8 protein-coding genes are annotated in these 14,303 nt (G+C 56.2%); 3 read left to right on the forward strand and 5 right to left on the reverse strand.

Going from position 1 to position 14,303, the window contains the following annotated elements; translation table 11 throughout:
* Positions 1–4 precede the first annotated feature (4 nt).
* Positions 5–2,143, reverse strand: a complete 2,139-nt coding sequence (gene glgX / locus R5H23_RS14290; protein ID WP_317215850.1) for a glycogen debranching protein GlgX — start codon at positions 2,141–2,143, stop codon at positions 5–7.
* Between the two features lie 204 nt (positions 2,144–2,347).
* Here glgX and glgA point away from each other — a divergent pair, with 204 nt between their 5' ends.
* The 3 genes from glgA to treZ are packed head-to-tail and all read left to right on the forward strand — an operon-like array spanning position 2,348 to position 7,977.
* Complete coding sequence (glgA, locus tag R5H23_RS14295; protein ID WP_317215851.1) at positions 2,348–3,988, forward strand: glycogen synthase GlgA; 1,641 nt, start codon at positions 2,348–2,350, stop codon at positions 3,986–3,988.
* A gap of 12 nt (positions 3,989–4,000) precedes the next feature.
* On the forward strand, positions 4,001–6,202 hold the full coding sequence (glgB, locus tag R5H23_RS14300) for a 1,4-alpha-glucan branching protein GlgB (protein WP_317215852.1): 2,202 nt from the start codon (positions 4,001–4,003) through the stop codon (positions 6,200–6,202).
* Positions 6,203–6,219: 17 nt separating this feature from the next.
* Positions 6,220–7,977 (forward strand): malto-oligosyltrehalose trehalohydrolase, encoded by a 1,758-nt coding sequence (gene treZ, locus R5H23_RS14305; protein ID WP_317215854.1) that lies wholly within the window; start codon positions 6,220–6,222, stop codon positions 7,975–7,977.
* An 18-nt stretch (positions 7,978–7,995) separates the two neighbouring features.
* Here the strand turns inward: treZ and R5H23_RS14310 are convergent, their stop codons facing one another.
* From R5H23_RS14310 to xdhA, 4 genes are all read right to left on the reverse strand, one after another.
* Positions 7,996–9,537, reverse strand: a complete 1,542-nt coding sequence (locus tag R5H23_RS14310) for a glucoamylase family protein (protein ID WP_235271728.1) — start codon at positions 9,535–9,537, stop codon at positions 7,996–7,998.
* Between the two features lie 180 nt (positions 9,538–9,717).
* Positions 9,718–10,509, reverse strand: coding sequence for a xanthine dehydrogenase accessory protein XdhC (gene xdhC, locus R5H23_RS14315; protein ID WP_317215855.1), 792 nt, complete (start codon positions 10,507–10,509; stop codon positions 9,718–9,720).
* A 2-nt stretch (positions 10,510–10,511) separates the two neighbouring features.
* The gene (gene xdhB, locus R5H23_RS14320; RefSeq protein WP_317215856.1) at positions 10,512–12,839 is read right to left on the reverse strand and encodes a xanthine dehydrogenase molybdopterin binding subunit; all 2,328 of its coding nucleotides are present in this window, start codon (positions 12,837–12,839) and stop codon (positions 10,512–10,514) included.
* Complete coding sequence (gene xdhA, locus R5H23_RS14325; protein ID WP_317215858.1) at positions 12,832–14,292, reverse strand: xanthine dehydrogenase small subunit; 1,461 nt, start codon at positions 14,290–14,292, stop codon at positions 12,832–12,834. The genes xdhB and xdhA overlap by 8 nt, the downstream gene beginning before the upstream one ends.
* Between the last annotated feature and the right edge of the window lie 11 nt (positions 14,293–14,303).

A 14,303-nucleotide genomic window follows, 5' to 3' on the forward strand; every position in this document is an offset into this window, starting at 1 on the left:
GCCGTCAGGCACACTCGCCAGCTTCACGACAAATCAGTTCCAGCAGCAGCAGAGACCGACCGGTGACGGTGTATTCATGCTTCTGGTCAAAGACTTCTTTCTCAATCTCGCTACCAGCGTCTGGCTGGTTGGTGTCCAGCAGAAGCTTCCACCGGCCTTCTCCTGTCTCTGGCAGTATGAATGGAACGGCATCTTTCCATCCATTGAATACAAGCAGTACCGTCGCATCTGACCCGCGTCGCATGATGCCACTCCGTTGACTGCGACCGTCGATCATCAGACCAAAACACTGATCGTGCCCCCAGTCTTCCGGCATCATCTGATTGCCACCGGCAGTCAGCCAGGTGAGTTCCTGAACATCCAGCTCTTTATTGTAAGCCTCCGTCAGAAAGCGCCCACGCCGGAGAATGGGATACCGGCGCCTCAACCCTGTTAAGCGGCGAACGAAACTCTGAAGTTGAGCGCCTTCTTTGCCGATCTCCCAGTTCAGCCACGAAATCTCACTATCCTGGCAGTAGGCATTATTGTTCCCCTGCTGCGTCCGGCCAAATTCGTCACCGGCTAGAAGCATCGGCGTTCCCTGTGACAGCAGTAGTGTGGACAGCATGTTCCTGCATTGGCGCCAGCGAGTAGCATTAATATCCGGGTCTTCTGTCGGTCCTTCCACGCCATAATTGAAGGATCGGTTATCGGGAGAGCCATCCTTGCCCTCCTCCCCGTTCGCATCGTTATGGCGCTCGTTGTAGGAAACGCAGTCCATGAGCGTGAAACCGTCATGAGCCGTGACAAAATTCACGCTGGCCCATGTCTGACGTCCACTGTGGTTGAAACGGTCCGGGCTGGCCAGAAGCCTGGGCGCAAGAGCGCCTGACTTGGCCTCGCCACGCCAGAAATCACGAACAGTATCCCGGAACGTGTCGTTCCACTCTGCCCAGCCCGGCGGAAAATTCCCAACCTGATAACCACCCGGACCAACGTCCCAAGGCTCGGCAATCAGTTTCACATGCGACAGGACCGGATCCTGCCGGCAGACACGCAGGAACGTTGCATCATTATGGAAACCATCTTCTTCACGCGCAAGTATTGTTCCGAGGTCGAACCGAAACCCATCAACGCCCATTTCCTTGACCCAATATCTCAAGCTGTCCGCAACGAAGCGGATGCAATTCAGATGCGTCAGGCTGAATGTGTTTCCGGTTCCCGTTTCGTTTATGTAATATCTTTTATTATCCGGCATGAGCCGGTAATAGGAAACATTATCTAAGCCCCGAAATGAAAGCGTAGGACCAAGCTCGTTACCCTCGGCGGTATGATTATAAACAACGTCGAGAATAACTTCGAGGCCCGCCTCATGGCAGGCACGCACCAAAGCCCGAAATTCCTGAGCCGCATTATCAGGCTCTGCTGCGTAATGGCTTTCGGGAGCAAAAAAACCAATCGTATTATAGCCCCAGTAATTTCTCAGGCCCTTATCCGCCAGAAATTTGCTGTTAACGAAGCTCTGCACCGGCAGGAATTCCACCGCCGTCACGCCCATATCCCGAATACTTTTCAGCAGTTTCGGGTCTGACAGTCCGGCATAGGTTCCCCGCAGTTTTTCGGGCACGGTAGAGTTCTGACGGGTATACCCCTTCACATGCATCTCGTAGATGACCGTATCCGTCCAGGGTGTATCGGGATGGTCAAAATGCTGCGGCGTCGGGTCAATGATGATGGCTTTGGGGACGAATGCAGCACTGTCTGCCGTGCTGAAACTCAGATCCTTGTCCGGGCTATCCAGCTCATAGCCAAACAGGGAAGGATCCCATTTAAGATCCCCATGAAATGCTCTGGCATATGGATCCAGGAGCAATTTATTCGGATTGAACCGGTGCCCTTCGTCGGGCTCATAAGGCCCATGAACACGGTAACCATATAACTGCCCCGGCTTCAGATCCGGGATCCATCCATGAAAAACATGATCGGTATATTCAGGCAGACGGATCCGATCTGTCTCGCGTGTTCCGTCTTCATCGAACAGACAGACTTCAACAGCTTTGGCGTGGGCAGAAAAAACGGCGAAATTTACCCCGGAATCGTCATAGGTAGCTCCGAGATTATTAGGATTTCCTTCCTGTAATCCCTTCTGACGCGAACCGCTCATTTTGATTGTTCCAGCAAAAACGCAAGTCGGTTTTCCTGCCCCATGGCAGAGCCGTGCAGCTTTTGGGGCGATAACGCTGGAAGTGCTTCTGACACGACTATAAATTATTTGTGAAGGCGTTTCCAACAGCATCCATCAGGCGTTGTTTCATCGACAAAGCCAAAAAATATCCAACTCCGCAGGATAGCGAGAGGTGTGTGTGTGATGACGCAGAATACGCCCGCATCAGCTGTGAGAGAGCTGCAGCTTCTTTCCGTAGCGGCGGAGATCTATCCGCTGATCAAAACCGGGGGACTGGGAGATGTCGTTGGCTCACTGCCAGCGGCACTTGAGCCTCACGGGATCAGCACACGCACCATTGTGCCCGGCTATCCGGCAGTTCTGCATGCACTGTGCAACCGCAAAGAAACAATCCGGATCGATAATGTTCTCGGATATTCCGTTATTCTTTGGGAAGGCCGCACTGATGGAGGCACGCTTTATGCTGTGGACGTGCCAGATCTCTATAATCGTCCCGGAAATCCCTATCTTTCGCCAGACGGTCAGCCCTGGAGCGACAACGGCATTCGTTATGCGGTGTTATGCCGAACGGCCGCATTAATTGCGGCCGGATTACTACCGGACTGGAAACCAGACGCAGTTCTGAGCCACGACTGGCATGCCGGGCTGGTTCCCGCCTATCTGCGCTATATGGAGGGCCCGACACCGCCGGTCGCCCATGTCGTACATAACCTTGCGTTCCAGGGGCTCTTCCCACGCGAAATGCTACACGCGTTCGGTTTGCCAGAGTGGTCTTTTACCTTCGACCAACTCGAATATTACGGCCAGATCAGCTTCATGAAAGCCGCTCTTCAGTTTTCAGACCGTCTGATCAGTGTGTCACCAACCTATGCAGAAGAAATTCAGACCCCTGAGGAAGGAATGGGGCTGGATACCGTCCTGCGAGCACGTTCCAACGCCCTGACCGGCATTCTGAATGGCGTGGATCTTCGGGAATGGAACCCCATGACCGATCCTTCCGTCTTCTTTCCTTATGCGGTTGGAGACATCATCGCGCGCCGTGCGAACAAGCGTGTGTTTCAGGCTGAGTTTGGCCTTCCCCAGAAATCGGATGCTCTGCTTCTCGGGATGGTCAGTCGTCTGACAACACAGAAAGGGGCTGACATACTGGCAAAGCTGGCCCCTCGCCTCTTTCAGGAGAATATCCAGCTCGCAGTTGTCGGTGTGGGTGATGAAGGCATCATGCAGGAGTTTGCGACCCTACGTAGCCGGTATCCGCAAAGTTTCGTCTGCCATCTGCGATACAGCGAGACACTTGGCCACAGACTGCACTCTGCGGTCGATGCATCCCTGATCCCTTCCCGTTTTGAACCCTGCGGCCTGACGCAGTTTCATGCCCTGCGTTACGGATCGATCCCGATTGCAGCCCGTGTGGGGGGGCTGAGCGACACCATTATTGATGCCAATTCAGCCGCTGTATCAGAGGGCGTCGCAAACGGAATTCTGTTCTCCCCCACAACAGAGGACATGCTCTATCTGGCAATCCGCCGCGCGCAGGCACTGTTTCGTCAAAAGGCTGTCTGGGCACGGATGCAGCGAAATGGGGCGCTGCACGATGTGTCCTGGAATGGCAAAGCCGCCCAATACGCCCGCCTGCTGCAGGACATGACCGGCCATGAAACAGTCATGACAGAGCCGGGCAGTGATATCGCCCCACGCCGGGCCGATCCGGCATCTGCACGTCCACGGCTGTCACGGCAGGTTGCACGGATGCCGCGCACCGCAGGCGACGCCGCGACGTCTTCACTGGTTCCATTCACGCCCCGTACGGGCACCCGTTCCTGAAGGTATTTTTGCATGATGGCTCGTCCGGTCGATCCCGTTCTCCAATCCATGACAGACGCACTTATGGCCGGGCAGTGCAGTGACCCCTTCGCACTCCTGGGCCGCCACCGGGATCATCGCCAGGATATTGTGAGAGTCTTTTACCCCGATGCTGTGGAAGTCCATCTCATGGTGGAACAGGCATCAGGGCAGATTTTGGAAAAGACCATGCGTCGGATCGATGATCGCGGCCTGTATTCCGCAACGCTCCCCCGCTCCGCCCGCTATCGCCTGCGCATCCGCTGGGCCGACGCCTGGCAGGACACCCATGATCCATACAGCTTCGGACTGCTTCTTGGCGACATGGATCTGTACCTTTTTTCGGAAGGGAAACATCAGCAGATCGACCGGATGATGGGCGCCATTCCCATGGCCGTTGACGGCGTAAATGGCGTCCGCTTCGCAGTGTGGGCACCAAACGCCAAACGTGTCTCCGTCGTTGGCGATTTCAATATCTGGGATGGCCGCCGGCACTGCATGCGCCTACGTCATGGGTCTGGTGTGTGGGAGTTGTTTATTCCTGGAGTGCACGCCGGAGAGCGTTACAAATACGAAACAGTCTCTCAGGATGGACACGTTCTTCCCGCCAAGGCAGATCCCTATGCCAAAGCCGCAGAACTGCCGCCGGCCAATGCCTCTGTTATTGCGGCACCAGATGACTTTGTCTGGCACGACGCGGAATGGATGAGCACACGTGCGGCCAGACATGCCAGTCAGGCTCCCATTTCAATTTACGAAATTCATGCCCCCTCATGGCGGCATCCCCAGCATGGCAATGACATCATGACGTGGGAGGAGCTTGGTGATGCGCTCATTCCGTATCTTCAGGATCTGGGATTTACTCATCTCGAGCTGCTTCCGATCGCGGAGTATCCTTATTCCGGCTCGTGGGGATACCAACCGCTCAGCCTGTATGCACCTACAGTGCGCCATGGTTCACGCGCCCAGTTTGCCAATTTCGTTGACCGTTGCCATCAAGCTGGCCTCGGCGTCATTATCGACTGGGTTCCTGCCCATTTCCCTGCCGATCAGCATGGGCTGAGCCAGTTCGATGGCACACACCTGTATGAACATGCAGACCCGCAGGAAGGCTATCATCAAGACTGGCACACCCTGATTTATAATTACGGGCGCAACGAAGTCTGTGGTTTTCTGGCTGGCAGCGCCCTGCACTGGCTGGAACAGTTCCACGTTGACGGTCTGCGCGTCGATGCTGTCGCGTCCATGCTGTACCGGGATTACAGCCGCAAGGAAGGGGAATGGCGCCCCAATATTCATGGAGGGCGCGAAAATCTGGAAGCGGTCAATTTCCTGCGCCATCTGTCAGAAACTCTGGAAGACCTTCACCCTGACACCATGCTGATCGCAGAAGAGTCGACGTCCTGGCCAGGCGTGACAGCGCCCGCCAGAACAGGCGGCCTGGGCTTTACCTACAAATGGAATATGGGCTGGATGCATGACACGCTGCGGTACATGGAGCTTGATCCGCTCTGGCGCAGTTACCATGCAAACGACATCACTTTCGGCATGATCTATGCTTATTCGGAACGTTTTATCCTGCCACTTTCCCATGATGAGGTTGTTCACGGAAAAGGGTCTCTCCTGACCAAAATGCCGGGAGATGAGTGGCAGAAACATGCCAATCTACGCGTACTCTATGCCCTGATGTGGGCCTATCCGGGCCGAAAACTTCTCTTCATGGGTGGAGAGCTGGCTCAACCGCACGAATGGAATCATGAAGGTGAGTTGGCGTGGTATCGGCTGTGGGACGGGTATGGCCGCGGCATGCATGACACGGTTCGTTCCATCAACACGCTGTATCGCTCTCACCCTGCCCTTCATGCTTCCGATGATGAGCATGAAGGGTTTCAGTGGCTCGTTGCTGACGATATCACCAACACGGTTTTTGCCTGGCTCAGACAGTCTTCAGATGCACGCCCTGTTCTTGTTGTAGTCAACATGACGCCTGTTCCGCGCATGAACTACCGCATTGGCGTTCCATGGCGCGGTGAATGGCGAGAGCTCCTCAATACAGACGCAGCCCATCTGGGTGGAAGTAATCTCGGCAATCATGGGCAGGTGTATGCCGAGGATATTCCCGCCCACGGCATGCCACACTCTGTCGAACTGATCCTCCCCCCCCTTGCCGTGCTTTATCTTTCTCCAACCCCCTGAGACAAAGGACGCAGCGCATGTCTTCCTTCAGGTTTAAAAACCGCCTGGGTGCAGAACTCATCGCTCCCGATCGGACACGGTTCACGCTCTGGGCTCCCTCCTGTGAGAGAGTTTTCGTGGAGGTGGAGGACTTTCCACCTATCGCCATGAGGAGACACGCGGATGGAACATTCGTCGCTGAAGCACCTTGCGGTGCCGGGGCACGATACCTTTACCGCGTCCGCGACAACATCACGGTTCCTGACCCGGCCAGCCGCTTTCAGCCTGATGGCGTACATGGGCGAAGCGAAATTCTTGACCCCGATTTTTATGATTGGAAAACACCCGACTGGAAGGGGCGCCCGTGGGAAGAAACGATCATTTACGAGACGCATTTGGGTCTCGAAGGCAATTATGAGGGCATGAAAACCCGCCTTCAGGAACTGGCGGATCTGGGCATCACAACGGTTCAGTTCATGCCGGTCAACAGTTTCAGTGGTCACTGGAACTGGGGATATGATGGCGTTCTGGTTTATGCCCCAACGCCAGCTTATGGACGGCCTGAAGCCCTGAAAGACCTGATCGACCATGCTCATTCACTGGGTCTGATGGTTTTTCTGGATGTGGTGTACAATCATTTCGGGCCAGACGGGAATTACCTGCTGGAATATGCAAAAGGCTTCTTCGACCCGCGATACGACACGCCCTGGGGTGATGGTATCGACTTCCATAACCCAATCGTAGCGGATTTCTTTATCGACAATGCGCTTTACTGGCTGATGGAATATCGCTTCGACGGCCTCCGCATCGATGCCGCATGGGCCATTACGGATCGACAATGGTTTTATAAACTTCAGAGCCGCATTCACAAAACCGTCGAAAAGGGCCGCCATGTTCATTTAATTCTTGAAAACGAGAATAATGACGCGGGCCTTCTTCGCGACGGCTATTCCGGACAGTGGAGCGAAGACTGGCACCACACCCTGACCGTCATGCTCAGCGGAGAGGACAAGGGGTTTTTCCTGCCGTTTCATCACGAAACAACCGGCCTTCTTAAACGTGTCCTGACAGAGGGGCTTGCATGGCAGGGCGAATTTTTCCCGCCGCGCCAGAAACCGCGTGGTAGTCCGAGCAGCGATTTGCCTCCAACAAAATTCGTAACGTTTTTACAAAACCACGATCAGATCGGTAATCGCCCTCTGGGGGAAAGATTGATCACCCTTTCTAACCCGGACGCCTTCAAAGCCGCCTATGCGCTTCTTCTTCTTTGCCCCATGACGCCAATGCTGTTCCTTGGGGAAGAGTGGGGCTCAAAAACGCCGTTCTATTTCTTTTCGGATTTTCACGGGGCCATTGGCGAGAAGGTCCGCCGTGGGCGCGAAGAACAGTTTGCCGAATACTGCAACCTGACGGACCCGGACATTCTTGCGACACTTCCGAGCCCCACTGACCCGAAAACATTTCGAATTTCTCGCCCGGACCGAGCCGAACGGGACACACCGGAAGGTCAGACATGGCTTGCCAGAACAAAAGAACTTTTGGCCTTACGCCATTCCAAAATTACGCCGCACCTGAAAGGAGCTTACAGCGCGGGAGCTGATATTCTGGGAGAGAAAGCTGTCATTGCCTCCTGGACTCTTGGAGATGGCAGCCTGCTGACCATCGCCGTTAATCTGGGGACAGACACTGTATCGGTCCCCGAGCCAGAAAACATCTTTTACGAAACTAGCCCTAAACGAGCATCCCAGACACTTCCGCCCGGAACGCTCGTTGCGGCACTTGGTCGCGCCTTTTAAGCGGGACGACCTACAAAATTACAGCGGACGGTCGCCCTGGCTGGACGCTGTTTTTTCGTTCAGCCAGCCGCCCTGAAATCCCGCGCGCTTTAAGCCATCACGCAGGTAAGGATTCTTTTTCATCGTGTTCCACACGAAGCCACTACGCCAGTTTTCCAGCATCAGCAGAATAGGTCCCTGATCAATACCAAGCTGCTGCCCGTCGACCCAGTAATCATTCTTGTCTTTGAATGACGGGTTGAAGGAGTCTAGGAAGCCATACTGATTGTAAATCCGGCTTCCGTAGCGCTTGCGCATCTCTTCCAGTGCGGGAAGAGCAATTTCAGGCGCGAAGGCAATCGATCCGCCCGCGGCTGTTGGTGCAATGGTGCCATCGTCCAGAATGTAATCCCGGCCCGCCCCGCGCGCGCTGTAGGCGAGGTAATGGCGATGCTTGCCGTCATAATCCTGCTGAATGTCCCCGGGGCCATCACAGGCGGTCAGACCCCAGATATTAGCGCCGTAGTCTTTCCAGTCTCCGGGATTCGCCTGTGCGTAAGCGCGCTGCGCGTACACGGCTTCACGCCCGTTCTGGAAATAGTCATCATCATGCTTGCGATTGAAATCGTCCTGAATGCCACGGAAATCAATCCAGGATTCGCTGTACTGGTGACCAAAGAGTGGTGCGAAATTAAGCAGCTTATGGCCCTGAAAATCTCCCCATTGCCCATCGTAGGTTGCCGTCCAGGTCTTCCATGTTTCTGCCGGAAGGGGATGCGTCGGCGATGCTATGGCCAGAAGATAAATGATCAGGCCTTCATTATAGCCCTTCCAGTCCGTCGTGATGAACGTGTTGGGCGGCGACCAGCCCATGCTCAGCCAAGGGCCATGCGCTTTCATCCACGTCCAGTCGATACGGCGATACAGGCGATCGGCAATGTCGCGGATTTCTTTTTCCTGCGCAGTATCGCGGTCATAATAAGACTGGGAAAACAGAACGCCGCCCATAAGAAGTGTTGTGTCTACACTGGAAAGTTCAGACCAGTCCGCGACGCGCAAGCCGGTATTGGGGTCCAGAAAATGGTAGAAAAAGCCTTTATACCCTGCCGCACCTGAAACCTTGTCGTTCTGCGGCAGACCAATCAGAAATCTCAGGGTGGTCAGCGTGCGGTCCGCAGCCTGTTGGCGGGTTATGTATCCGCGCTCCGCTCCAATTCCATAAGCCGTCAAACCGAAGCCCACGCCCGCAATGCTCGCAGCGCCGTTCGGCAGCGGAGAACGATCAGGGATCAGCCCATTCTTGGGGTTGGCCGTATCCCAGAACCAGCGGAACGTCCGATGTTCCAGATCTTCCACAAAAGTCTGATCGGCCGCCGTGAGGGATGGTGGTTTGTCGGCCTGCGGTATCGCCGCACCTGCTGCGATGGCAGATCCTGAAAAGAGGGCAAGGTGCACAACCCCTGCCGCTACTCCAGTCCGGAGAAAACGGGAGGATGAAGCACAGAACTTTTGTCCTGCACGTCGTGCTGTCGAGAGAAACCTGCTGCCTGGCGCAGGCTGCATCCGAAAGTCAGTGCTCATAGGCTCACCATAAGCGCAGAAGATGCATCACTTGAACGTGGTGTTACATCACAACGGCGTGATGTCTGCGAGGCTTGGAAAACTGCCAGAAATATCGAAAATTATCCACTCGGAAATCACGAATCCCGTACGATTTTGCAAGCTTCCGTTACATGAGCGAGTCCCGGATTCCTACTGCCGTCAAACTTCCAGCAAACGAGCCGCAATTTCTGCCGTCACGAAAGCTGCAATCATTTCAGGACGCTTGTCTCGGACGCCAAAATCTCCAATCGGACAGACCAGTTTATCAATCTGCTCCTGCGGGATATCGATTGCCCGGAACGCACTCTCAAAGCGTTTGCGTTTCGTACGAGAGCCGATCATCCCCACGTATCGCAGATCATTTCGCGCCAACGCTGCCCCCGTAATGAGGGCATCCAGAGTGTGACTTTGTGTCAGCACCAGAACGCCCGAACCAGCAGGCGCTGCATTCAAAGTACTTTCCCAGTCTGATGTGACCTGTGCTTCGACTGTTGGCGGAACAGGCCCGAACTCATCTTGCCGCGCGTCAACCCAGACAAGCCTGAGGGGCAGAAGCGCCAGTGATTTCGCGAGCGCTCTCCCAACATGGCCTGCCCCGAACAGAATCAACTGAGGCAGCGTCTCCCGCTCTTTCCAGGCCTGACGCTCAATGTCATCCAGGTTTCGTATGCGCTCGATGCTCACCGTCACAGCGCCGCCACAGCACTGGTTGATGGCAGGCCCCAGCGGGATATGCCGCTCCAGATGGTCTGCACCATCGGTCAGGAGGGCCCGGGCATCCGCCATGCAGTCCCACTCCAGACGTCCCCCACCGATGGTCCCAACCTGCTCGCGTTGTGTGAGGAGCATATAAGCCCCGGCCTCACGCGGCGTGGACCCTTTGGCGACCAGAACCGTTATTCTGGCCACCGCTTCCCCCGCATCACGCCAGCGGCGGATGGCTTCCAGCATGGTCAGTCGTTCTCGCCACGCAGGCTCATGGCAGTCCGCAGAACACGTTCTGGCGTCGCAGGCGCATCAAGCTGCGGGCAGGTCTTGTAGTCATTCAGGCTGGCAAGAGCGTCCGAAATGGCCTGAAGAACTGCCACGCCATGCACAAAAGGAGGCTCCCCAACGGCCTTGGACCGGAAAATCGTCTCTTCCTGGTTCGGGGCGTTTTCCAGCAGTTCCACATTGAAAATCCGTGGCCGATCGGAACAGGCCGGGATCTTGTAAGTGCTGGGCGCATGGGTCCGCAGACGACCAGCCGGGTCCCAGACCAGCTCTTCCATCGTCAGCCAGCCCGCACCCTGCACGAAGCCACCTTCGATCTGCCCGACATCAATATCCGGGTTCAGGGACTGCCCGGCGTCATGGAGAATATCCACGCGGTCCATGGTGTTCTCACCCGTCAGCAGATCAACGGAGACTTCCGCACAGGCCGCACCATAGGCAAAGTAAAAAAACGGACGTCCCCGCCCCGTTGCCGGATCCCAGGAGATCTTGGGCGTCTTGTAGAACCCGTTGGAAGACAGGGAAATGCGGGCGAAATAAACCTGCCAGGCCAACTGCTGGAAGGTCATGACATCTGACCCAACATGCACGCCATCGGGCAGGAACTGCACGTCTTCCTCAGCAACGCTCCACTTCTCGGCGGCAAACGCGATCATGCGGCGCTTGATCTTGGTGATGGCATCCAGAACTGCCATGCCGTTCAGATCTGCCCCAGAAGACGCTGCCGTTGCGGACGTGTTGGGAACCTTGCCCGTTGTAGTGGCTGTGATGCGAACGCGATCGGACGTCAGCCCGAACTCACGCATGGCAATCTGCACCATTTTCGTGTGCAAACCCTGCCCCATTTCGGTCCCGCCATGGTTCACCTGTACGGAACCATCCGTATAGACATGAACCAGCGCACCCGCCTGATTGTAATGTGTCGCCGTGAAGGAAATGCCGAATTTTACCGGCGTCAGGGCAATCCCGCGCTTGATGTAACGACTGGTTTTATTAAACGCGCGGATCTCTTCCTTGCGCTTCGCGTAATCGCAGCGCCGTACCAGTTCCGTGACGATTTCCCGGCTGATCGAGTCTTCCACCGTCATGTGATACGGCGTGATGTTCCGGTCTGTCGTTCCATAAAAATTGCGCAGCCGCACAGTCACAGGATCAAGCCCTGTCGCAAATGCGACTTCCTCGATAACACGCTCCGCCGCGACAATGCCCTGCGGACCACCAAACCCTCGGTAGGCCGTATTAGACTGCGTGTTAGTGCGCAGTGGCTCGGAACGGAACCGCACATCCGGATAGAAATACGCGTTGTCCGCGTGAAACAGCGCACGATCCACAACAGGCCCGGACAGATCGGCGGACCAACCACAGCGGGCAGCCAGAACCATATCGACTGCTAGAATGTCTCCGTCATCCGTGAAGCCGACCTCATAATCCACGACAAAATCATGCCGCTTGCCGGTCATCATCATGTCGTCGTCACGGTCCATACGCATCTTGGCAGCCTGCCCGGTCAGATCAGCCGCAATAGCCGCCAGACAGGCCGCAGCATTGGCCTGCGTTTCTTTGCCCCCAAAGCCCCCGCCCATCCGGCGCACTTCAGTCGTGACCAGATGATGGGGCCGCCCCAGAACACACGCCACCAGATGCTGCGTTTCAGACGGATGCTGCGTGGAAGACCAGACACGCATTTCCCCAGCCTCACCCGGCTGAGCCAGAGCGGCCTGGCCTTCAAGATAGAAATGCTCCTGCCCGCCCATCGTGATATTGCCGGACAGACGGCGCGGCGCGGCAGCCAGTCCGGCATCCACATCACCGCGCTTCATGACCAGTGGACGCCAAACCAGATCGCCGCCAGCTTCCCGCGCCTGAGCAACGTTCAGGATAGCGGGCTTTTCTTCATACTCGATCTTCGCAAGCCGCACGGCCTGACGGGCAGCCTGCCGGGACGTCGCCACTACGGCAAACATCGGCTGGCCCCAGTAATAGACATGATCCGTGGCCAGAAGGGGCTCATCATGCGCATGAACCGGGCTGATCTCGTTCTCGCCCGGGACATCCTCGGCCGTCAGAACCCGCACCACACCCGGAGCAGACCGCACGGCGCTCAGATCCATGGACACGATCCGCGCATGAGCCTTGGTGCTCAACCCCGGAACAACATGCAACATGCCTTTCGGCTCGGGCATATCGTCAATGTAGTTTGCGCGCCCTGTCACATGCAGGATCGCGCTTTCATGCTTCATGCTGGTTGAGGCAGCCCCCTGAACCAGCATCTTGCGAGCTTCAGACATGGGCCAGCCCTCCCGTACGGGCCAGACGCGCCTGTGGGCCGCCCGTTGTTTCCTCAAAAAAGCGCGTCAGCAGATTCGCGGCGACTGTCCGGCGATACCAGTCTGTGGCGCGCATATCCGTCAAAGGCGTGAAGTCCTGTGCAATCGCGGCTCTTGCGGCGTCCAGCGCCGCTTCATCCCATGGGCGGCCGAGCAGAGCTGCTTCAGCATTCGCTGCGCGCTTCGGTGTTGCTGCCATCCCACCATAGGCCAGCCGGATAGACGTAATGATTCCGTCTGCATTCCGGCGCATGAAAAAAGCCCCCAGAACCGCTGAGATATCCTGATCGAACCGTTTGGAAATCTTGTAAGCGCGGAACTGAACGTCCTTTTCAGGAACCGGAAGGGTAACGGCTTCCACAAACTCCCCGGGCCGCCGATCCTGCTTTCCATAAGCAATGAAATAGGCTTCCAGAGGCATGGAGCGACGTTCATTGCCCAGTCGCAAATGCAGGGTTGCACCAGCCGCAATAAACATCGGCGGCCCGTCACCAATTGGAGAACCGTTGGCGATATTTCCACAGACTGTCGCGCTGTTCCTCACCTGCGTTGAACCCAGACGACGGATCATCTCTGCTGCATCGGGAAGGAGGTCTGCGATAAACGGTTTGGCTTCCTGATAAGTCACGGCAGCACCGATCGTCAGGCCTTCATCAGTGCGCTCAATCTTCCGTAACTCAGGGACACGGCCGATCGAGACGACATGCCGCAGTTGCTTCATGCCTTTGGTCACCCACAGACCCACATCCGTTGCCCCGGCGACAATCGTGGCTTCGGGATGCTGCACCAATGTGTCGGCCAGAACATCTACAGTCGCCGGAATTGTGAGGGTGCCTTCTGCGCCAGACACCTGAACGGTTTCACCGTCATTCAGGGCTGTGAGACGCTCCGTGATCGTCGCAACCTGCGCATCGAAACGGTCCGGGCCGGCCGACATGGACTGTTTCATGGCGCGCACGATCGGCGCGTACCCGGTGCAGCGACAAAGATTTCCAGCCAGAGCATCGTCAATCTGGGCATCATCAACAGTTGCACCAGGCGTCTTGCGATACGCGGCCATGGACATGACAAAACCTGGCGTACAGAAACCGCACTGCGAACCGTGCTGTTCCACCATAGCAGCCTGCACGGGATGCGGTGCATCAGGCGTACCGAGGTCTTCAATCGTATAAACCTGCGCACCATCCAGCATGCTGACAAACTGAATACATGCATTCACAGCGCGCCAAACGAGCCGATCCTGATCCAGTCGTACGACCAGCACGGTGCACGCACCACAGTCACCTTCGTTGCAGCCCTCTTTCGTTCCGGTTTTGCCACGATCTCGTAGCCAGTCCAGAAGAGTCAGGGTCGGGTTCAGGCCATTCAGAGTGCAGTGCTCATCGCCCAGATAGAATTGTACAGCCTGTCTCATGATCCTTGCCC

The sequence above is a fragment of the Gluconobacter sp. GP1 genome (assembly GCF_032913585.1).
Taxonomy (GTDB): Bacteria; Pseudomonadota; Alphaproteobacteria; order Acetobacterales; family Acetobacteraceae; genus Gluconobacter; species Gluconobacter cerinus.

Coding starts and splice junctions, on each gene's coding strand:
- glgX (WP_317215850.1), bottom strand. CDS start 2,143: ATGAGCGGTTCGCGTCAGAAGGGATTACAGGAAGGAAATCCTAATAAT.
- glgA (WP_317215851.1), top strand. CDS start 2,348: ATGACGCAGAATACGCCCGCATCAGCTGTGAGAGAGCTGCAGCTTCTT.
- glgB (WP_317215852.1), top strand. CDS start 4,001: ATGATGGCTCGTCCGGTCGATCCCGTTCTCCAATCCATGACAGACGCA.
- treZ (WP_317215854.1), top strand. CDS start 6,220: ATGTCTTCCTTCAGGTTTAAAAACCGCCTGGGTGCAGAACTCATCGCT.
- R5H23_RS14310 (WP_235271728.1), bottom strand. CDS start 9,537: ATGAGCACTGACTTTCGGATGCAGCCTGCGCCAGGCAGCAGGTTTCTC.
- xdhC (WP_317215855.1), bottom strand. CDS start 10,509: ATGCTGGAAGCCATCCGCCGCTGGCGTGATGCGGGGGAAGCGGTGGCC.
- xdhB (WP_317215856.1), bottom strand. CDS start 12,839: ATGTCTGAAGCTCGCAAGATGCTGGTTCAGGGGGCTGCCTCAACCAGC.
- xdhA (WP_317215858.1), bottom strand. CDS start 14,292: ATGAGACAGGCTGTACAATTCTATCTGGGCGATGAGCACTGCACTCTG.